This is a genomic window from Micromonospora sp. I033 (assembly GCF_053890995.1).
Window position 1 is genome coordinate 1 of the sequence record NZ_JBSSLX010000104.1, and the last position, 18,702, is coordinate 18,702.

Consider the following 18,702-nt stretch of genomic DNA (forward strand, 5'->3'; position numbering starts at 1 on the left):
GGACGAGACGGCCGCCTTCGCGGCCGGCGTCAGCGACGCCCGCACCCCCACCGACCACGAAGGACGGCAGCGATGACCCACGCGTACCCGGGAAGCGGCACGAGCAACGGGCTGCCCGACTGCGCCTGGCTGATCCGGCAGTTCGTCGAGGATGTGCCCGGGGTCAACCACGCGATGCTGGTGTCGCTGGACGGCCTGCAACTGGCCGCCTCCCACGGCGTCGGCCGCGACCTGGGCGACCAGCTCGCCGCGCTGACCGCCGGCCTGCTCAGCATGGCCGACCGCAGCGCCGCCCTGCTGGAACTGGGCTCCGCCGAGTACCTGACCGTCCGGCTGCCCCGCGGGCACCTGCTGTTCATGCGGGTGGGCGATTCCGCGGGCCTGGCGGTGGCCGCCGCGCCCGGCTGCGACCTGCGGATCGTTTCGTACCGGATGACGCAGTTCGTCGGCGCGGTGTGGCACGCCCTCACGCCGGCCGTCCGGCACGAGCTGCACCGGACGACCGCCGCGCAGGCCCGCTGAGCGGCCGGAGGAAAAGGATCATGCCGTTGAGGTACTGGAAGGTCCGGCCGTACGTGCTGACCGCCGGCCGGACCCGCACCCGGCAGCCGCTGCTGGTGCACACCCTGGTGTCGGTGCCCTACTACGACGCCGTGTTCGCCGCCGGCCTGCTGCCCGAGGCCCGCTCGCTCTACGAACAGGCCCGTCGGGCGGCCCGCTCGGTGGCCGAACTCTCCGCGGTGTGCGGGATCTCGCTCGGGGTCACCCGGGTCGTCGTCGACGACCTGGCCGCCACCGACCGGCTGCTGATCCACACCGACCACGACAACGTCGACTTCCGCCTCCTGGAGAGACTGCGCGATGGCCTCCGCAAACTTGCCTGACAGCCCGCTGCTGACCTCGGCGAAGATCGTCATCGCCGGCGGCTTCGGGGTCGGCAAGACCACCTGCGTCGGATCCATCTCGGAGATCCCGCCGGTCAACACCGAGGCGTGGATGACGGCGGCCAGCGAGACCGTCGACCGGCTGGACCCCGGCATCGACAAGACGACCACCACCGTGGCGATGGACTTCGGCCGGCTGACCATCGGCCCCGACCTGGTGCTCTACCTGTTCGGCACGCCGGGCCAGCCGCGATTCTGGCCGATGTGGGACGACCTGTGCCGGGGCGCGGTCGGCGCCCTGGTGCTCGCCGACACCCGCGACCTGGCCGCCTCGTTCCCGGCCGTCAACTACTTCGAGCAGGACAGCGACCTGCCCTTCGTGGTCTGCGTGAACCTCTTCGACGGCGTGCTGCACCACCCGCTCGACGACGTCCGCGCCGCGCTGGCGCTGCCGGCCCGCGTACCCCTGACCGCCTGCGACGCGCGCGACCCGTCGTCGGTGGCGCGGGCGCTGCTGACGGTCGTGGAACACGCCATGTCCCGCACCCCCCGGCCCACCGCGGGCGCGCTCGCGGCGCGGTAGCTCAACCCCTGGAGGAACCATGCGCAGAATCCTGATCGTCGGGGCCGGACAGTCCGGGCTCCAGCTCGCCCTGAGCCTGCAGGCCGAGGGGTACGACGTCACCGTGATGTCCGCCCGGACACCCGACGAGATCCGCCGGGGCTGGGTGCTGAGCACCCAGGCGATGTTCGGTGCCGCGCTCGCCACGGAACGCCGCTACGGGCTGGACCTGTGGCAGGACCGGGCGCCCCGGATCGAGGGGCTGCACGTCTCGCTCTCCGCGCCGCCCGGCGAGCGGGCGCTGCGCATCGCGTGCCCGCTCGACGAGCCGGCGCAGAGCACCGACCAGCGGATCAAGATGGCCGACTGGCTGGAGCTGTTCGAAGAACGCGGCGGGACGGTGCTCTACCAGACGGTGACGACCAGCGACCTGGACGGCCTGGCCCGGCTCGGCCGCTACGACCTGACCGTGGTGGCCGCCGGCAAGGGCGACCTGGTCGGCGTCTTCGACCGCGACCCGGCCCGCTCGGTGTACGACGTCCCGCAGCGCGGGCTGGCCGTGGCGTACGTGCACGGGATGACCCCGGACCCGCTGCTGCCGGTGCCGCACGTCAGCTTCAACGCGGTGCCCGGGCTGGGCGAGCTGTTCGTCATCCCGGCGCTGACCCACTCCGGCCCGTGCGAGATCCTCTTCTGGGAGGCGGTGCCCGGTGGGCCGCTGGACCTGTGGACCGAGCGGCGCGACCCGGCCGAGCACCTGAAGCTCACCCTCGACCTGGCCCGGCGCTACACACCGTGGATCTACGAGCGGTGCACCGAGGTGGAGCTGACCGACGGGCGGGCCACGCTCTCCGGGCGGTACACCCCGACGGTGCGCCGCCCGGTGGCCGAACTGCCCTCGGGCGGCCTGGTGCTCGGCATGGCCGACGTGGTGGTGGCCAACGACCCGATCACCGGCCAGGGCAGCAACACCGCCGCGAAGTGCGCGTACGCGTACCTGGGGTCGATCCTGGAGCACGGTGACCGGCCGTTCGACCGGGAGTGGATGACGGAGACCTTCGAGCGGTTCTGGACCGGGACCGGCGAGGCCGTCACCGGCTGGACGAACGCCATGCTGCAACCGCTGCCGCCGCACGTGCAGCAGGTGCTCGGCGCCGCCGCCGGCAACCCGGTGGTGGCCCGGCGGTTCGCCAACGGGTTCAGCGACCCGAACGACTTCCGGGACTGGTTCCTGACCCCGGACGCCGCCGAGCGCTACCTGGCCTCGGTCGCCGGCTGACCGCCCGCCGGCCGGGAGCCGCCGAGCGTGCGGCTCCCGGCGCACCGGCCCCGGCGGATGGCCGGCCGCCACCGAGCGATCAGGCGGTCACGTGCGCGCTGTCGCCGGCCGTGGCGGCGAAGGCGGTGCCGCTGACCATCCGGGCGGCGTCCGAGGCGAGGAACACCACCAGCGGCGCGACGTCCTCCGGCTGGACCCACGGCACCCCCAGCGGGGTCTTCGCGCGCAGCGCCTCGACGGCGCTCCGCTCGTCGGCGGCGGTGTCCCCGGACGGCGTCTTGCCGCCCTCGACGATGGCCTGCGCGTGTCAGAGGGGGCGGGTCAGCTCGGTGAGGATGTCGGCGGCCGGGGCGGCCCGGGCGCCGCGCCAGCCGGTGCCCGCCCAGAGGTGCAGCCGGTCGGCGTCGCCGGCCCGGGCGGCGGCGACCCGCAGCGGCCGGGTCAGGTGGTGCAGCGCGGGGTACCCGAGCGGGGCGGCCGCCTCGTGCCGCTCGATGAAGTCGTTGCGCAGCCCGCGCGCCGGGCGGCCGGTGAACGCGCGGGTGACCACCGTGCGGTCCCGCCGCGGGTCGGCCAGCGCGTCCCGGTGGGTCCGGCCGGTGCCGGCTTCGTCGGCCCGCAGCAGCAGCGTGCCGACCAGCACGCCGGCGGCGCCGGCGGCGAGCGCCGTCCGGACGTCGCCGGCGCCGCCGATCCCGCCCGCGCCCAGCACGGGCAACCCGACGCGGCCGGCGACCAGCGCGACGAGTTTGGGCAGCGGGCGGAGCGGGGGCGGGGCGTCCGGGGTGAAGGTGCCCAGGTGCCCGCCGGCGGCGCCGCTCTGCGCGACCAGCCCGTCCACCCCGAGGTCGGCCGCGGCCGCCGCCTCGGCCGGGCCGGTAACCGTGACCAGCACCCGGCTGCCGGCCCGCCGCAGGTCCCGGACCACCGGCTCCGGAGGCAGGCCGAACGTGAAGCTGACCACCGGCACCGGGTCGGCCCGCAGCAGGTCGAGCTTCGCCGACCAGTGGTCGTCGTCCTCGCTCAGGGCGGCGGTCGCCAGGTCCAGGCCGTAGGGCGTGCCCTCGGGGGCGATCCGGGTCGCGTAGGGGCGGAACTCCGCCTCCGCCACCGGCACCGGGGTGGGCACGAAGACGTTCACCCCGAACGGCCGGCCGGTGGCGCGCACCTCGGCGATCTCCGCCGCCACCGCCTCGGGCGTCTTGTAGCCGGCGGCCAGGAACGCGAAAGCCCCGGCCGCGCCCACCGCCGTCGCCAGCCCGGTGGTCGTCGGCCCGCCGGCCATCGGCGCCGCCACCACCGGCACGTCCACCCCGAGCAGTTCCCTCATGGCGTCCACCGCACCAGTCTGCCCGCGCACCGCCCGCCACATCCTCTCGCCCCGCACCTCGACCGGGATCGACACCAGTTCGCGGGACATGGCGGTGTCCGAGGCGGAAGGCGTTACCTCCCGCGAGCTCGCGTCGACCGTCAGGCCGGCAGCCGGTCGCGCAGCCAGGCCGGGTCCGGATTCACCACGGCCCCGTCGCGCAGCACCACCGTCGGGACCGTCTCGTCGCCGCCGGTGACCACCCGGACCGCCGCCGCCCCGTCGGGGTCGCGCCAGATGTTCACCCAGTACGCCCGGCCGGCGCGGCGACCCAGCCGGAGTCGCAGCCGCAGGCAGTAGCGGCAGCCGGGCCGCCAGTAGACCACCGGCCGGCCGTCGCGGGCGCTGCGCTCCCGCGCCTCGGCGGCGGGCAGCGACCTCGGAAAGGCCAGCGGCGAGAAGAGCACCGCCAGCACCGCGAAGACCAGGAACTCGACGGCGGCCACCGGCGCGGTGTCCCCGCCGACCGCGACGAGCACCCCGCACACCAGCATCAGGCCGGCCATCCACCAACTGCGCAGCACGTCGCCGGATGCTACCCGCCCCGGTCAGGCCGTCGCGTCGGCCAGCAGTTCGAGCAGGTGGCGGTACGGCTGCCCGGTGGCCCGGGCCAGCCCGATCTCGCAGGTGCGGTTCACCGAGGCGTACCCGTCGAAGGAGCGGGCGGCGACGGCGGCGGCCTCGGCGCGGGTGGCCGACGCGGTCAGCTCGGGATGCAGCAGGCCCCGGTCGCCGGCGAAGCCGCAGCACTGCCAGCCCTCGGGCACCACCACCTCGTCGGCGATCGCGCGGGCCACGGCGAGCAGCGCCTCGTCCAGCCCGAGCCGGCTGGACGAGCAGGTCGGGTGCAGCGCGAGGGAGCCCAGCCGGCGGCGCACGGTGAGCCGGGGCAGCAGGTCGGCCGCCACGTACCCGACCGCGTCGACCACCCGCAGGTCGCCGGCCCCGGCGAGCAGCCTGGCGAAGCCCTCGGTGCAGGAGGCGGCGTCGCTGACCACCGGTAGCGCGCCGTCGCGGCTGGCCGCCCGCAGCGCCGGCGGCACGCGGTCACGCACCGCCTGGTAGCCGGCGGTCAGGCCCTTGGAGGACCAGGGCGTGCCGCAGCACATGCTGTCGATCCCCTCGGGCACGAGCAGCCGTACGCCGGCCCGGTCGGCGAGGGTGAGCAGGGCGTCGGCCACGCCCGAGCCGCCCTGGGCCGGCGCGAACAGGGTGCCGAGGCAGGACGGGACGAAGACGGCGTCCGGCTCTTCGATCGGGCGGGAGCGGCGGGGCCGGCCGCCTCCGGGCAGGTCGCGCCGCCACTGCGGGACCCGTTCGGCGCCGAGGACCGCGCGGGCGGCCCGGGTGGCCGCCTCGGGCAGCGCGGGCGGCAGCGCGCCGGCCAGGTCCAGCCCGCGGGCCATGCCCCGGGTGGTGGCGCCCCAGTGGCGCGCGGCGCCCCGCCAGCCGGCCTGCGCGACCCCGCCGTTGCGGTCGGCGCGGAGCCGCTTCACCAGGTCGCCGGTGTTGATCAGGACGGGACAGGCGGTGGCGCACATTCCGTCCACCGCGCAGGTGTCCACCGCGTCGTAGTCGTACGCCTTCTCCAGCTCACGGACGAGGGCGAGGTCACCGGCGGCGCGGGCGGCGGCGATCTCCCGGCGCAGCACGATCCGCTGCCGGGGCGTGGTGGTGAGGTCGCGGCTCGGGCAGACCGGCTCGCAGTAGCCGCACTCGACGCAGCGGTCCACCTCCTCCTCCACGGTAGGCACCGTCTTCAGGTGCCGCATGTGGATCTCCGGGTCGTCGCTGAGCAGCACACCCGGGTTGAGCACGCCGTCCGGGTCGCAGAGCGCCTTGAGCTCGCGCATCACCGCGTACAGCTCGTCGCCGAACTGGCGGCGCACGTAGGGTGCCATCACCCGGCCGGTGCCGTGCTCGGCCTTGAGCGTGCCGCCGTGGCCGAGGACCAGGTCGACCATCTCCTCGGTGAAGTCGGCGTAGCGCGCCGGGGCCGCCCCGCCGGCGAACCGCTCGTTGAGCATGAAGTGCAGGTTGCCGTCCTTGGCGTGGCCGAAGATGACGCTCTCCTCGTACCGGTGCCGGTCGAAGAGGTCGGCCAGCGCGGCGCAGGTGGCGGCGAGGGCGTCGACCGGGACGGCGATGTCCTCCAGCAGCGCGGTGGTGCCGGACGGGCGGGCGCCGGCCACCGCCGCGTACAGGCCCTTGCGGATGTGCCAGAGCGCGGCGCGGGCGGCGGCCTCGCCGCTGAGCCGGGCCGGGGTGGTCAGCGGCAGGCCGGCCAGCACCGGCCGGGCGGCGGCCACCCGTGCGGCGAGCGCCTCCGGGTCGGACTCCTGCCACTCGACGAGCAGCGCCGCGTGCTCGCGGACCGGCAGGCCGCGCAGCGCGGCCTCCGCCTGCGGGTCCCGCTGCGCGACCCGCAGGGCGGCCGCGTCGAGCAGCTCGATCGCCGCCGGCCCGGCGGCCACCAGCTCCGGCATGGCCGCCATCGCCGCGGCCAGGGTGTCGAAGACCAGCAGGCCGGTCGCGGCGTGCCGGTGCACGGGTACGGTGCGGAAGGTCGCCGCCGCCACGAAGGCGAGGGTGCCCTCGCTGCCCACCACCAGCCGGGTGAGGAGGTCGGCGGGGTCGTCGTGGTCGAGGAAGGCGTTCACCCCGTACCCCATGGTGTTCTTCATGGCGTACTGGGCGCGGACCCGGCGCACCGAGTCGGGGTTGCCGCGGACCCGGTCGCGCAGCCGCAGCAGGCCGGCGTGCAGCTCCGGTTCGGCGGCGCGCAGCCGGGCGTCGGCGTCCGGGGCGCCGGTGTCGAGCACGGTGCCGCTGGGCAGCACCAGCAGCAGCGACTCCAGCGTCCGGTAGGTGTTGAACTCGGTGCCGCAGGTCATCCCGCTGGAGTTGTTGGCGACCACGCCGCCGACCGTGCAGGCGGACTCGCTGGCCGGGTCCGGGCCGAGCTTGCGGCCGTAGGGGGCGAGCCGGGCGTTGACCTGCCGCAGCACCACCCCGGGCTGCACCCGGACCCGCCGGCCGGAGTCGAGGACATCGAGGTCGCGGAAGTGCCGCCGGGTGTCGACGAGCAGCCGGTCGGTGACCGCCTGGCCGCTGAGGCTGGTGCCGCCGGACCGGAAGGTCAGCGGGGTGCCGGTGCGGCGGCTGTGCCGCAGCAGGGCGGCGACCTGGTCGGCGTCGGCCGGGGTGACCACCGCGCTCGGGTGCAGCAGGTAGTGCGAGGCGTCGTGGGCCAGCTTGAGCCGGTCCGCGGCCCGGGCGGTCACCCCGCCGGGCACCACCGCCTCCAGTCCGGCCCGGATGTCCCCGCTCAGCTCCACCATGATCGCCGCACCTCCCCCGACCCACCCTAGTCAGGACCGGACGACACGCCGCCGACCCCTTGCCGCGACATCGACCCGGGTGGATACTCGCCGCTACAGCGTTCGCCGAGGTCACACCCCGAGTCGGCCCCGGCGACACGGCATGGACGCCGACGCAACCGGCGGCCTTCACCGTCGAAGGAGAAGACCGTGAGAATCCGCCGAAGCCGACTCACCCCCCTGCTCGCCGCGACGGTCGGCCTGGTGGCCGCCGGCGCCTTCGCCGTTCCGGGTGCCGCCTCGGCCGCCGCGCCGAGCTTCACCGCCGACCAGTTGGCCCGGGTGGACGCCGCCGTCGCGGCCTCCGGCGTCGACGGCATCGCCTGGCACGTGGACGCGGCGTCCCACCGCGTGGTGGTGACCGCCGACGAGAGCGTCTCGGCCGCCGAGCTGGCCGCGCTCAAGAAGGGCGCCGGGGCCCAGGCCGGCGCGATCCGGGTGGACCGGGCCAAGGGGGTCTTCCGGCCGCTGGTCTCCGCCGGTGACGCCATCTACGGCGGCGGCTACCGCTGCTCGCTCGGCTTCAACGTGGTCAAGTCCGGCGTGTACTACTTCCTCACCGCCGGACACTGCGGTGACGTCGCCAACGCCTGGTACACGAACTCCAGCCAGAGCACCCTCATCGGCCCGACCGTCGGCTCCAGCTTCCCCGGCAACGACTACGCGCTGGTCCGCTACGACAACGCCGCGCTGAGCCACCCCGGCGGCTACACCGCCGCGAACGCGTTCGTCGGCGAGTCGGTCAAGCGCACCGGATCGACCACCGGCACCCACGGCGGCACCGTGACCGCCTTGAACGTGACGGTCCGCTACCAGGGCAGCGGCACCGTGAAGGGCATGATCCAGACCACGGTGTGCGCCGAGCCGGGCGACTCCGGCGGCCCGCTCTACGACGGCACCAAGGCGCTCGGCATCACCTCCGGCGGCAGCGGCAACTGCCGCACCGGCGGCACCACGTTCTTCCAGCCCGTCACCGAGGCGGCGAGCGCCTACGGCGTGACCGTCTACTGAGTCCACCCGCCGGCCGTCGGCCGGTCCCCGGAGACCCGCACCGGCCGCGCGCCGGTGCGGGTCTTTCGCGTGTCCGGCGACCGCAGGCGCACCGGTGGCGCGGCATTCGCGATTTCAAACTCCGCCGTTGTCACGAATTCGGGGTGTGAAAATCACGCACCGGTCATGACTCATCGCACTTTGCTCGCCCCTCCGCCGTCCGCAGGATTGACCTGACCCGATCAGCCGGTGGAGGCAGACGACATGGACGAACGGTACGACTCGTACTGCGCGGTCGACCCGCTGTTCTACGACTCGCTCGCCAGCTCCGACGTCGAGGCCCCCGGCTATCTGGCGGACCGCCCGCCGGCGCCCGGCTGGGAGTGCGAGGTCAAGGACGACTGGCTGGTCCACGCTCCGGTCGGCGGTTCGCTGCCGTCCCAGGGCTGGAAGATCCACGTGTCGGCCCGGCTGGACAACGCCGAGCGGGTGCTGGCCCGGGTGCTGGACTACTGCCAGCCCCGCGGCATCCCGTTCAAGCACCTGCGCGGCCCGCGGATGCTCCTCATGCGCAACAGCAAGTACGCCCGCCGGGCCGCCAGCGGCAAGTTCGTCACCGTCTACCCCCGCGACGACGCGGAGCTGGAGCTGACCGCCAAGGAGCTGGCCGCGCTGCTCGACGGCGAGGCCGGTCCCTACATCCTGAGCGACCTGCGCTACGGCGACGGCCCGGTGTACCTGCGCTACGGCGGTTTCGCCGCCCGGTACTGCCTCTCCCCCGAGGGCCAGGTGGTGCCGGCCGTCGAGGACGCCACCGGCACCCTGGTGCCCGACCGGCGCGACCCGGTCTTCCACGTGCCCGACTGGGTCACCCTCCCGGACTTCCTCGCCCCGCACCTGGCCGCCCGGAACGCCGCCACCACCACCGACCTGCCCTACCGGATCGAGAGGGTCATCCACTTCTCCAACGGCGGCGGTCTCTACGAGGCCCGGGACACCCGCACCGGTGACCGGGTGGTGCTGAAGGAGGCCCGCCCGCACGCCGGGCTGGACGCCACCGGCGCGGACGCGGTGACCCGCCTCCGCCGGGAGGCCGAGACCCTGCGCCGGCTCGCCGGGGTGCCGCATATCGTGCGGGTGCACGACGAGTTCAGCTTCGGCGGGCACGAGTTCCTGGCGCTGACGTTCGTCGCGGGCCGGCCGCTGAACCAGCTGGTGGTGGAGCGCTACCCGCTGGTCCATCTCGACACCGACCGGGAGGCGTACACCCGGTGGGCCCTCGATCTGCACCGGCAGGTCGCCGAGGCGGTGGACGCCATCCACGCCCACGGCGTGGTGTACGGCGACCTGCACATGTTCAACATCATGGTCGGCGACGACGGGGACGTCACGCTTGTCGACTTCGAGGTCGCGACGCCCGCCGCGGCGGCCGCCCGGCCGGCACTGCGCAACCAGGCCTTCGCCGCGCCCCGCGACCGGACCGGCTTCGACGTCGACCGGTACGCGCTGGCCTGCCTGCGGCTGGCCCTCTTCCTGCCGCTGACCGCGATGCTCCGGCTGGCGCCGGAGAAGGCGGCCCACCTGGCCGAGGTGGTGGCCGAGCAGTTCCCCGTCCCCCGGGATCTGCTCGACGAGGCGGTCGCCGTGATCCTCGGCGGGACCGGGACCGAGCGCCGGCCCGGCCACCCGGACGGGTCACGGATCGACCCGGACGACTGGCCGGCGCTGCGGGACCGGCTCGCCGCCGGGATCTCCGCGAGCGCCACCCCGCACCGCCACGACCGGCTGTTCCCCGGCGACATCCGGCAGTTCGCCGGTGCCGACGGCGGGCTCAACCTGGCCCACGGCGCGGCCGGGGTGCTCTGGGCGCTGCACGCCGGCGGCGCCGGCACCGACCCCGGGCACGAACGATGGCTGATCGACCGGGTACGGGAACCGGCGTCCGGCAGCCGGCTCGGCTTCTACGACGGGCTGCACGGCGTCGCGTACGTGCTGGACCTGCTCGGGCACCGCGCCGAGGCGCTGCGGCTGCTGGACCGCTGCCTCGACGAGCCGTGGACCGAGCTGGGCGACGACCTGATGAGCGGCCTGTCCGGTGTCGCGCTCAACCTGGCCCACTTCGCCGGACTCACCGGCGACGGGCGGTACGCCGACGCGGCCCGGCGGGCGGTCGACCTGGTCGTCGGCCGGCTCGGCGACGTCGAATCGGTCGCCGAGGTCAGCGGTGGCCGCCACCCGTACGCGGGGCTGCTCCGGGGCGGCGCCGGCGTGGCGCTGATGCTGCTGCGGATGTACGAACTGGACCACGACCGGCGCCTGCTCGACCACGCCGCGACCGCGCTGCGGCAGGACCTGCGCCGGTGCGTCCGGCGCGACGCCGGGCACCTGGAGGTCAACGAGGGCTGGCGGACCATGCCCTACCTCGCCGAGGGCAGCGTGGGCATCGGCCTGGTCCTCGACCAGTACCTGCGCCACCGCGGCGACGAGACGCTGCGGACCGCCGCGGCGCAGATCCGCCGCTGCGCCGACTTCCCGTTCTACGCCCAGTCCGGGCTGTTCGCCGGCCGCGCCGGGATCGTCACCTACCTGGCCGGGCGAGGCGAGGCCGACGCGGCGCGCCGGCAGGCCCGGCTGCTGGGTTGGCACGCCCTGCCGTACCGCGGGGTGACCGCCTTCCCCGGCGACCAGCTGCTGCGGCTCTCCATGGACCTGGCCACCGGCACCGCCGGCGTGCTGCACGCCCTCGCGGCGACCCGGCCGGGCGGCCCCGGCCTGCCGTTCCTCACGCCGCTGCCCGGCGCCACGCCCGCCGGGCCCGTCCCACCGGCCGACTGACCGGCCCACCAGCTCCCCGGGGGTCACTCCGGGGCGGTCCGACCCGACGCGCACGGAAGGAGGTGACACGACATGGCCCTGCTCGACCTCCAGGGGATGGAGCTGCCGGCCGCCGAGCGTACCGGCGGGGGCAGCCAGGCCAGCCTGCTGCTCTGCGGCGACAGCTCGCTGAGCATCACCACCTGCAACTGACCCGATGGCCGTCGACAGCGATGGCCGCGCCACGAGATCCGACCACAGTCAGCACGAGAGAAAGAGGAATGTCATGGCACTGCTCGACCTCCAGGGCATGGAACTGCCGGCCGCCGAGCGCACCGGCGGGGGCAGCCAGGCCAGCCTGCTGCTCTGCGGCGACAGCTCGCTGAGCATCACCACCTGCAACTGACGCTCGGTTCGCCTGGCCCCGGGCCGGCTCACGCCGGTCCGGGGCCGCGCCCCGTGGAGGTGCGATGACCCCGGCCGACCGGCTCCTGTGGCGGGCCGTCGGGTCCGCCGGCTGGTGGACCCCGGCGCTGGCCGTGGCCACCGTGGCCGGGGCGGCGGCCGAGCTGGCGCTGCCCGCGGCGCTCGGCCGGGCGGTCGACGCCGCCGTCGGCGCCGCCGCGGGGGATTCCGCCGGCCGCTGGCTGGCCGTGGTGGGCGGACTCGTCGTCCTGCTGGTCGGCGCGGGAGTGCTGCGGGACTACGGCACCGGCGCCGCGAGCGCCCGGTCGGTCGCCGAGCTGCGCCACACGCTGGTCCGCCACATCCTCGCCCTCGATCCTCGGACCGCGGCCCGCCACCCGGTGGGTGACCTGGTCGGTCGCCTGGTGGGCCAGGTGGCCGACGCCGGGCAGGCGGCCCCGACCATCGTGCTGGCCGGCACCGTGCTGCTGCCGCCGGTGGGCAGCCTGGTGGCCCTCACTCTGATCGATCCGTGGCTCGGCGCGACCTTCGTGGTCGGGCTGGTCCTGCTGGGCGTGCTGCTGCGCGGGTTCGTGGCCGACGCGTCCGCCGCGGTCGCCGGTTACCAGCGGGCCCAGGGGCACCTCGCCGGGCTGCTGGTGGAGGCGCTGGCCGGGGCGCGGACCATCGCCGCCGCCGGCACCGCCGGGCGGGAGGTCGACCGGGTCCTGGCCCCCGTCGCCGAGCTGCGGCGGCACGGCACCCGCACGTGGACCGTGCTGGCCGGGGCGGCCACCCGGGGGGCCGTGCTCAGCCCGCTGCTGCAACTGGCGGTCGTCACCGTCGGCGGGCTCTCCCTGGCCGCCGGGCGGCTGACGCCGGGCGACCTGCTGGCCGCCCTCCAGTACGCCGCGCTCGGCGCCGGCCTGGGCACCGTGGTGAGCGCCCTCAACAAGGCCGTCCGGGTACGCGCCGGCTGCCGTCGCGCGGCCGAGGTGCTCACCGAACCGGCCCGCCGGTACGGGGACCGCGGCCTGCCGCCCGGTCCCGGCTGCCTCGAACTGCGCGGGGTCAGCGTGCGGGCCGACGACGGGCGGCCGCTGCTGGACGGGGTGGACCTGCGCGTGCCGGGCGGTGCGCTGCTCGCCGTCGTCGGCCCGTCCGGCGCCGGCAAGTCGCTGCTCGCCGCCGTCGCCGGCCGGCTGCGCGACCCCGACGCCGGTGAGGTGCGGCTGGACGGCGTACCGCTGCCCGAACTGTCGGCGGCGGCGCTGCACGCGGCGGTCGGCTACGGGTTCGAACGGCCGGTGCTGGTCGGCGAGACGGTGGGCGCCGCGGTCGGGTGCGGGGCCGATCCGGTGCCACTGGCCCGTGCCGCGGCCATCGACGACTTCGTCGAGCGGCTGCCCGACCGGTACCGCACGCCGTTGGCCGAGGTGGCGATGTCCGGCGGGGAACGCCAACGACTCGGCCTGGCCCGCGCCCTGCGGGCCGGCCGGCTGCTCGTCCTCGACGACGCCACGTCCAGCCTGGACACGGTCACCGAGTACCGGGTGAGCCGGGCGCTGACCGACCGGGCGGACGGGCGTACCCGGGTGGTGGTGAGCCACCGGGTCGGCACGGCCGCCCGCGCCGACCTGGTGGCCTGGGTGGCGGGCGGCCGGATCCGGGCGGTCGGCACGCACGCCGTGCTCTGGGACGACCCCGGCTACCAGGCGGTGTTCCGCTCGTGACCACGGTCGGTGCGGTGGTCCGGGCCGCGCTGCGCGCGCGGCGGGCCGCGCTGGCGCGGCTGGCGGCCTGGTCGGTGGCCGAGGCGCTGCCGGCGGCGCTGGCCGGGCTGCTGACCGCGCGGGCCGTGGACGCCGGCTTCCTGGCCGGCCGCCCGGTGGTCGGGCTGTGCTGGCTGGGACTGCTCGCGGCCGCCGTGCTCGTCGGCGCGGTGGGCACCAACCGGGCGTACGCGTGCCTCGGCGAGGTGGTCGAGCCGTTCCGTGACGACCTGCTGCGCCGCGTGGTGACGGGCGCGCTGGCCGGCGCGACGGGCGGCCGGGTCGACGACGCGGCGGTGGGCCGCCTGACCCATCAGGTGGAGATCGTCCGGGACACCTGGGCCGGCCTGCTGACGGTGGTCCGCGGCTTCCTCTTCGCCGCCTGCGCCGCGATCGTCGGGCTGTTCTCCCTCGCCGCGCCGGTCGCCCTGCTCGTCACCGTGCCGGTGCTGGCCGGTCTCGGCCTGTTCGCGGTGGCCGTACCGGCGATGATCGCCCGCCAGCGGGAGTACGTGCTCGCCGACGAGCGCCTCACCCGGGCCGCGGTCACCGCGATCGCCGGCCACCGCGACGTCGCGGTCAGCGGCGCGCGGGACGGGGTCACCCGGTGGCTGGGCCGGCACGTCGACGCGCAGGCGCGGGTGGAACGGCGGCTGGCCACCATGGCCGTCACCCGTGGCCTGAGCCTGGCCGTCGGCGGCTGGCTGCCGGTGCCGGTGGTCGTGCTCGCCACCCCCTGGCTGGTCCGGCAGGGCCTCGGGCCGGGCGCGGTGCTGGGCGCCCTGGTCTACGTCGTCCGCGGGGTGCAACCCGCCCTGCACACCCTCGTCCAGGGGGTGGCCGCCGGAGGGCTGCGGTTCACCGTCACCCTCGACCGGCTGCTGCGCACCAGCGTCCCCGGGCCCGCGGAGGCCACGCCCGCCGGCGCGGCGCGGCCCGGGCGGCCGGGCCCGCCGGCGCTGTCCCTGCGCCGCGTGACGTTCCGGTACGGGCCGCACGCCGACCCGGTGCTCGACGGCTTCGACCTCGACGTGCCCGACGGCGACCACCTGGTGGTGGTGGGTGCCAGCGGGATCGGCAAGTCCACCCTGGCCGCGTTGATCGCCGGGGTGCTGCGTCCGCAGTCCGGCACGGTCGAGGTGGCCGGGACGCCGGTGGCCGGCGCGCCGGCCACCGAGCTGGCGCGGCGCCGCGTGCTGATCCCGCAGGAGGCGTACGTCTTCACCGGCAGCGTCCGGGACAACCTCCGCTACCTGCGGCCCGCCCTGGCGGACCCGGAGATCGTCCGGGCGGCGGACCGGCTGGGCCTGTCCGGGCTGGTGGACCGGCTCGGCGGCCTGGACGCGACGGTGCGCCCGGCCGGCCTGTCCGCCGGGGAACGTCAGCAACTGGCCCTGCTGCGCGCCTGGCTCTCGCCGGCTCCGCTGGTGATCCTCGACGAGGCCACCTGCCACCTGGATCCGGCCACCGAGGCCCGGCTGGAGACCGCGTTCGCCGAGCGGGGCGGAACGCTGGTGGTGGTCGCGCACCGGGTCAGCTCGGCGCTGCGCGCCCGCCGGGTGCTGCTGCTCGACGGCCACCGCGCGCTGCTCGACACCCACCCGGGCCTGCTGGCCCGGTCGGCCGCCTACCGGGAGCTGGTGGGCTACTGGGAGGGCGGGGCGGAGCCGGTCAGATCCAGCCGGACTCCCGGGCGATCCGCACCGCTTCCAAGCGGGTCCGCGCGCCGGTCTTCGCCATGATCCGGGACAGGTGGTTGCGCACCGTCCCCGCCGAGACCGCCAGCTTCTCGGCGATGTCCCGGACCGGATGCCCCTCGGCCGCCACGTCGAGCACCTCCCGCTCGCGGGGTGTGAGTGGACTGTCGGTGACCTCCAGCGCCGCCACGACCAGGTCCGGATCGAGCACCACCTGGCCGCGGGCGAGCAGCCGTACGCCGTCGGCGATGCGCTGCGGGGGCACGTCGCGGCTGAGGAAGCCGACCCGCCGCCCGTGCTCGGCGAGCACCGGGCGGACCCGGGCGGCCCGGCGCTGTTCCACCAGGACCAGCAGCCGCCCGCCGCGGTCGGGATGGGCGGCGGCGATCCGGGCGAGCTGGTGCAGGGGCATGAGGTCGGCGTCGACGACGGCGACGTCCGGGCGGTCGTCCCGCAGCGCGTCACGCAGGGCGTGCACCGTGGCCGCCTCGCCGACGACATCGATGTCGCCCTCCGCGGCCAGCAGTTGGGCGAGGGCTCCCCGGACCAGTCGACCCTTGAGCGCGAGCAGCGTGCGGACCATGGCGACTCCCGGACATGACCCCCCGATCCCTGACCTGACGTGCGCGCCTGGTGACGCACCGTCAGGAATTTAATCGAAGGTGACCGCTGTGCAACACCCGTCGTCCGCGTGTCGTCAGATCCAGCACGCGTCCCTGGCCCGCTCGACCGCCTCCCAGCGGTTCCGCGCGCCGGTCTTGCGCAACAGGCTGGACACGTGGTTGCGCACGGTGCCCGGCGCGAGGTGGAGCCGTTTCGCGATCTCCCCGGTCCGCAACCCCTCCGCTGCCGCCGCGGCCACCTCGCGTTCCCGTTCGCTGAGCGGGTTCACCGCGGCGTCGAGGGCGGCGAGCGCCGTCAGCGGGTCGATCATCCGCTGCCCGCGGGCGACCGCCCGCAACAGCTCGACCAGTTCCTCCGGCGGCACGTCCGTGGCCACCACCCCGCGGACCCGGGCGCCGAGGGCCCGCCGCAGCGCCCGCGCGGTGCGCCGGGCGGTCAGCACCACGACCGCGCACCCGTCGGCACCGGGCGGCCCGAGGACCGCGTCGGGTTCGCCCACCGCGTCGAGGTCCACCAGCAGCAGGTCCGGACGGCAGGCGGCGAGCAACGCCGGGACGCCGCGGGCCGGCTCGGCCTCCCCGACCACCTCGAAGTCCGGCGTGCCGGCCAGGACCGCGACCACGACCGTCCGCAGCAGACCCGGTTCCGCGATCACCGCGACGCGCACCGGCGCGGACACCGTCTCATCCCGTCCGTCGTCCACCCGGGACACATTGCCCGAAAGGCCGGCGGATAGTCGAGTTCACACGGGGATGTCCCGCGCCCGTCGCCCGGGAGCGATGACCGCCCCACCGACGGGACCGTGCGGGTCGGCGAGCCCGGTCAAACCAGTGCAGGCAGTGCGGGGAGCGCTCGGCGCGGAAGAGCGTCGGCGAGGGCCGCCGCGCCCGGGCGGTGGGCCCGGACGTGCCCGGCACGCACGAGCGTGCTCGGGGCGGTGCCGGCGAGGTAGACCGAGCCCAGGTCGCGCACGTCCAGGGACAGGTCGGGCTCCCGGTCCGTCGGTAAACCGGGCGCCGGGTCGCCGTCAGTGGAACCGCCGGGTGGACGTTCATCATGGACGGTCGGGCGGTCCCCTCAGCCCTGCCGCAGCGCCGGCATCGGCACCGGCACGGCGAGCGCGGTCGCCCCGGCGCCCGCGCCACCCTCGCAGGTGTTCGGCGGCACGGTGCCGATGCCCCGGGTGGACGGTCGCTCCGCCGCCCAGAACATGAAGCCCAGCATGCCGGCCGTGCTGCCCGCGCCGTGCGGGGCAACGCTCTGCACGTACGGGGCGGCGGCCTTCTGCACCGAGTTGGCGTAGCTGACGCACTCGGGCAGCGGCTTGCCACCGTAGGCCAGGTAGACCGCGCCGGTGAACTTGGCCGGGGCGAGCGGGGGTACCGGCGGGCTGTACTGCGGCTTGCCGTCGACGTGTTCCTGCCAGTTCGCCTGGGCGGTACTGGCGGAGACGGGCCGGGCGGTGACCATGGCGTTGGCGTAGTCGAGCACCGGGGCGTCGGTGCGCAGCCAGTCGGCGGTGGCCTTGCGGTTGAGGTCGATCAGCCAGCGGTCGCCGGCGGCCACGTCGATGGTGAGTCGGGCCGCCGGGCGCGCGCCGGTGGCGTCGTAGGGGTGGACCGCCCGGTAGGCGTCGATGAAGGACTGGAGGCCGGCCAGGTTCGGGCCGGTGTTCTGCTCGTAGTCGATCTCGATGCCGATGCCGAGCCGGGTGGCCACCGCGGCGGCCCGCTGCCCGAGCAGGGTGGGGTTCTCGGCGAGCGCGGCGTCCCAGTCGTCGGTGTAGGTGATGCCGCCGATGGAGAGCATCACCCGGACGCCCCGGGCCGTGAAGTACTGCACGATCTCGCTGGTCATGCCGCGCGGCACACCGTCGAGGGTGGTGGCGTCGGTGGTCTGGCGCAGCAGGTCGAGCGGGTTGACGAAGCTCAGCACCACGAGGTTGACCGAGGGACGGCCGTCGCCGCGGTCGATCAGCCAGTGGTTCTGGCTGTCGAACTGGGCGACCGTGCGGACCGTGCCCCAGGTGCAGAAGTCGTCGCCGCAGTGCCAGGCGCCGTAGATCTGAACTGGGGTGGCCGCCAGCGGCGCGGGCGCGGGCGGTGGCGCGGCGACGGCCGGGCCGGTGGTGGCGAGAACGAGTAGGAACGCGGCCAGGAGTACCGAACGTCGCATGGGGACCTCCCCGTCAGTACGCCTTGTTTACAGTAGGGCGACGACCGGCGTCAATGCGCTGCGGCGATCCGGTCCAGCACGCGTTGCTGGAACGCGCGGGCCTCGGGCCCGGCCGGCGGCGGGCCGCCCCGCCGGGCCGCGATGGACCGGCGGATCAGCTCGGCGTCCGGGTCGTCGGCGGCCAGCCGCCGGCCCGCGTCCACCTTGCCCAACCAGACGCCGTCCCGGCAGCGGACGAGGGAACGGCAGGCGCCCAGCACCGCGTCCTCGGCGCCGGGGGCGGGAGCGTCGCCGGGCGAGCCGGGCGCCGCGCCGGGTGTGCCGGGCGGTGAAGGCGCCGCCGGCGGCGGTGTGGTCACCTGGTCGGCGGGTGGATCGAGCAGGTCGGTCACCGGCTCGACCGGCTTCAGCACGGGATCCAGCGGCTCACGCACCGGCTTCAGGACACGCCACACGGGGCCGAGCACCGGGGCGAGCGGCTTGGTGATCGGGGCGAGCGCCCCGGCGACCGGGGTGAGCACGCCGGAACCGACCGGCCCGGTGACCGGCGTGAGAATGCCGGCGACGGGGGTGAGCACCCCGTCACGCAGCGGGCCGGTGACGGGGCGGAGAGCGCCCGCCACCGGGTCGAGCACCCGGTCGCGGACCGGCGTGACGACCGCGTCGAGCGGTCGGCCGGGGTCGGGTCGCGGCGCCCGCTGCGTCGGCGCGCCGCGGTCGTGCCCGGGCCCCGCTACCTCCCGGCCCGATC

General features: G+C 75.7%; 18 protein-coding genes and 1 pseudogene. 10 read left to right on the top strand and 9 right to left on the bottom strand.

Annotated features, from left to right (window positions below; all coding sequences use genetic code 11):
• Nucleotides 1–72 precede the first annotated feature (72 nt).
• Genes ACW0Q9_RS18140 through ACW0Q9_RS18155 form a run of 4 tightly spaced genes read left to right on the top strand, consistent with a single transcriptional unit; the run spans nucleotide 73 to nucleotide 2,725 of the window.
• Nucleotides 73–522, top strand: coding sequence for a roadblock/LC7 domain-containing protein (locus ACW0Q9_RS18140; protein WP_456182795.1), 450 nt, complete (start codon nucleotides 73–75; stop codon nucleotides 520–522).
• Between the two features lie 20 nt (nucleotides 523–542).
• Nucleotides 543–884, top strand: coding sequence for a DUF742 domain-containing protein (locus tag ACW0Q9_RS18145; protein WP_456182797.1), 342 nt, complete (start codon nucleotides 543–545; stop codon nucleotides 882–884).
• Nucleotides 877–1,467 carry a GTP-binding protein gene (locus ACW0Q9_RS18150; RefSeq protein ID WP_456182799.1) on the top strand — a complete coding sequence of 197 codons (591 nt, stop codon included), beginning with the start codon at nucleotides 877–879 and terminating at the stop codon, nucleotides 1,465–1,467. Before ACW0Q9_RS18145 ends, ACW0Q9_RS18150 begins: the two co-directional genes overlap by 8 nt.
• 19 nt (nucleotides 1,468–1,486) lie before the next feature.
• Nucleotides 1,487–2,725: a styrene monooxygenase/indole monooxygenase family protein gene (locus ACW0Q9_RS18155; RefSeq protein WP_456182801.1), complete on the top strand. Its 1,239-nt coding sequence runs from the start codon at nucleotides 1,487–1,489 to the stop codon at nucleotides 2,723–2,725.
• A 79-nt stretch (nucleotides 2,726–2,804) separates the two neighbouring features.
• Here the strand turns inward: ACW0Q9_RS18155 and ACW0Q9_RS18160 are convergent, their stop codons facing one another.
• From ACW0Q9_RS18160 to ACW0Q9_RS18175, 4 genes are read right to left on the bottom strand one after another with little or no spacing between them, the layout of a single operon-like run.
• On the bottom strand, nucleotides 2,805–3,020 hold the full coding sequence (locus tag ACW0Q9_RS18160) for an SDR family oxidoreductase (protein WP_456182825.1): 216 nt from the start codon (nucleotides 3,018–3,020) through the stop codon (nucleotides 2,805–2,807).
• Nucleotides 3,021–3,032: 12 nt separating this feature from the next.
• On the bottom strand, nucleotides 3,033–4,145 hold the full coding sequence (locus ACW0Q9_RS18165; protein ID WP_456182803.1) for a nitronate monooxygenase: 1,113 nt from the start codon (nucleotides 4,143–4,145) through the stop codon (nucleotides 3,033–3,035).
• Between the two features lie 50 nt (nucleotides 4,146–4,195).
• Nucleotides 4,196–4,618, bottom strand: coding sequence for a glutaredoxin domain-containing protein (locus ACW0Q9_RS18170; RefSeq protein WP_456182805.1), 423 nt, complete (start codon nucleotides 4,616–4,618; stop codon nucleotides 4,196–4,198).
• Nucleotides 4,619–4,642: 24 nt separating this feature from the next.
• Entirely contained in the window at nucleotides 4,643–7,435 is a 2,793-nt protein-coding gene (locus ACW0Q9_RS18175) for an FAD-binding and (Fe-S)-binding domain-containing protein (RefSeq protein ID WP_456182807.1), read from the bottom strand.
• 189 nt (nucleotides 7,436–7,624) lie between these two features.
• On the opposite strand from ACW0Q9_RS18175, the gene ACW0Q9_RS18180 reads away from it, so the two are divergent.
• The 6 genes from ACW0Q9_RS18180 to ACW0Q9_RS18205 all read left to right on the top strand — a co-directional run bounded on the left by ACW0Q9_RS18180 (nucleotide 7,625) and on the right by ACW0Q9_RS18205 (nucleotide 15,197).
• Nucleotides 7,625–8,485: a S1 family peptidase gene (locus tag ACW0Q9_RS18180; protein ID WP_456182809.1), complete on the top strand. Its 861-nt coding sequence runs from the start codon at nucleotides 7,625–7,627 to the stop codon at nucleotides 8,483–8,485.
• Nucleotides 8,486–8,728: 243 nt separating this feature from the next.
• Entirely contained in the window at nucleotides 8,729–11,299 is a 2,571-nt protein-coding gene (gene lanKC / locus ACW0Q9_RS18185; RefSeq protein WP_456182811.1) for a class III lanthionine synthetase LanKC, read from the top strand.
• A gap of 72 nt (nucleotides 11,300–11,371) precedes the next feature.
• Entirely contained in the window at nucleotides 11,372–11,491 is a 120-nt protein-coding gene (locus tag ACW0Q9_RS18190) for a SapB/AmfS family lanthipeptide (protein WP_109816733.1), read from the top strand.
• 73 nt (nucleotides 11,492–11,564) lie between these two features.
• Nucleotides 11,565–11,684: a SapB/AmfS family lanthipeptide gene (locus ACW0Q9_RS18195; protein ID WP_109816733.1), complete on the top strand. Its 120-nt coding sequence runs from the start codon at nucleotides 11,565–11,567 to the stop codon at nucleotides 11,682–11,684.
• 64 nt (nucleotides 11,685–11,748) lie between these two features.
• Nucleotides 11,749–13,416: an ABC transporter ATP-binding protein gene (locus ACW0Q9_RS18200; RefSeq protein ID WP_456182813.1), complete on the top strand. Its 1,668-nt coding sequence runs from the start codon at nucleotides 11,749–11,751 to the stop codon at nucleotides 13,414–13,416.
• Nucleotides 13,413–15,197, top strand: a complete 1,785-nt coding sequence (locus ACW0Q9_RS18205) for an ATP-binding cassette domain-containing protein (RefSeq protein WP_456182815.1) — start codon at nucleotides 13,413–13,415, stop codon at nucleotides 15,195–15,197. Before ACW0Q9_RS18200 ends, ACW0Q9_RS18205 begins: the two co-directional genes overlap by 4 nt.
• On the opposite strand, the gene ACW0Q9_RS18210 is transcribed toward ACW0Q9_RS18205, so the two are convergent.
• The 5 genes and pseudogenes from ACW0Q9_RS18210 to ACW0Q9_RS18230 form a co-directional block, all read right to left on the bottom strand.
• Complete coding sequence (locus tag ACW0Q9_RS18210; RefSeq protein ID WP_456182817.1) at nucleotides 15,127–15,735, bottom strand: response regulator transcription factor; 609 nt, start codon at nucleotides 15,733–15,735, stop codon at nucleotides 15,127–15,129. The two genes, ACW0Q9_RS18205 and ACW0Q9_RS18210, sit on opposite strands and share 71 nt — an antisense overlap.
• A 114-nt stretch (nucleotides 15,736–15,849) precedes the next feature.
• A complete protein-coding gene (locus ACW0Q9_RS18215) occupies nucleotides 15,850–16,455 on the bottom strand; it encodes a response regulator transcription factor (protein ID WP_456182819.1) in 606 nt (201 codons plus the stop codon).
• A 143-nt stretch (nucleotides 16,456–16,598) separates the two neighbouring features.
• Nucleotides 16,599–16,748, bottom strand: coding sequence for a hypothetical protein (locus ACW0Q9_RS18220; RefSeq protein ID WP_456182821.1), 150 nt, complete (start codon nucleotides 16,746–16,748; stop codon nucleotides 16,599–16,601).
• A 105-nt stretch (nucleotides 16,749–16,853) separates the two neighbouring features.
• Entirely contained in the window at nucleotides 16,854–17,951 is a 1,098-nt protein-coding gene (locus ACW0Q9_RS18225; RefSeq protein WP_456182823.1) for a hypothetical protein, read from the bottom strand.
• A 50-nt stretch (nucleotides 17,952–18,001) separates the two neighbouring features.
• Nucleotides 18,002–18,702: pseudogene (locus tag ACW0Q9_RS18230) on the bottom strand (hypothetical protein); the annotation flags it as partial.

Bases quoted from the DNA above. Each gene is read 5' to 3' on its own strand.
- ACW0Q9_RS18175 (WP_456182807.1), bottom strand. From the start codon at position 7,435: ATGGTGGAGCTGAGCGGGGACATCCGGGCCGGACTGGAGGCGGTGGTG.
- ACW0Q9_RS18210 (WP_456182817.1), bottom strand. From the start codon at position 15,735: ATGGTCCGCACGCTGCTCGCGCTCAAGGGTCGACTGGTCCGGGGAGCC.
- ACW0Q9_RS18165 (WP_456182803.1), bottom strand. From the start codon at position 4,145: ATGTCCCGCGAACTGGTGTCGATCCCGGTCGAGGTGCGGGGCGAGAGG.
- ACW0Q9_RS18225 (WP_456182823.1), bottom strand. From the start codon at position 17,951: ATGCGACGTTCGGTACTCCTGGCCGCGTTCCTACTCGTTCTCGCCACC.
- ACW0Q9_RS18195 (WP_109816733.1), top strand. From the start codon at position 11,565: ATGGCACTGCTCGACCTCCAGGGCATGGAACTGCCGGCCGCCGAGCGC.
- ACW0Q9_RS18145 (WP_456182797.1), top strand. From the start codon at position 543: ATGCCGTTGAGGTACTGGAAGGTCCGGCCGTACGTGCTGACCGCCGGC.
- lanKC (WP_456182811.1), top strand. From the start codon at position 8,729: ATGGACGAACGGTACGACTCGTACTGCGCGGTCGACCCGCTGTTCTAC.
- ACW0Q9_RS18155 (WP_456182801.1), top strand. From the start codon at position 1,487: ATGCGCAGAATCCTGATCGTCGGGGCCGGACAGTCCGGGCTCCAGCTC.
- ACW0Q9_RS18190 (WP_109816733.1), top strand. From the start codon at position 11,372: ATGGCCCTGCTCGACCTCCAGGGGATGGAGCTGCCGGCCGCCGAGCGT.
- ACW0Q9_RS18140 (WP_456182795.1), top strand. From the start codon at position 73: ATGACCCACGCGTACCCGGGAAGCGGCACGAGCAACGGGCTGCCCGAC.
- ACW0Q9_RS18200 (WP_456182813.1), top strand. From the start codon at position 11,749: ATGACCCCGGCCGACCGGCTCCTGTGGCGGGCCGTCGGGTCCGCCGGC.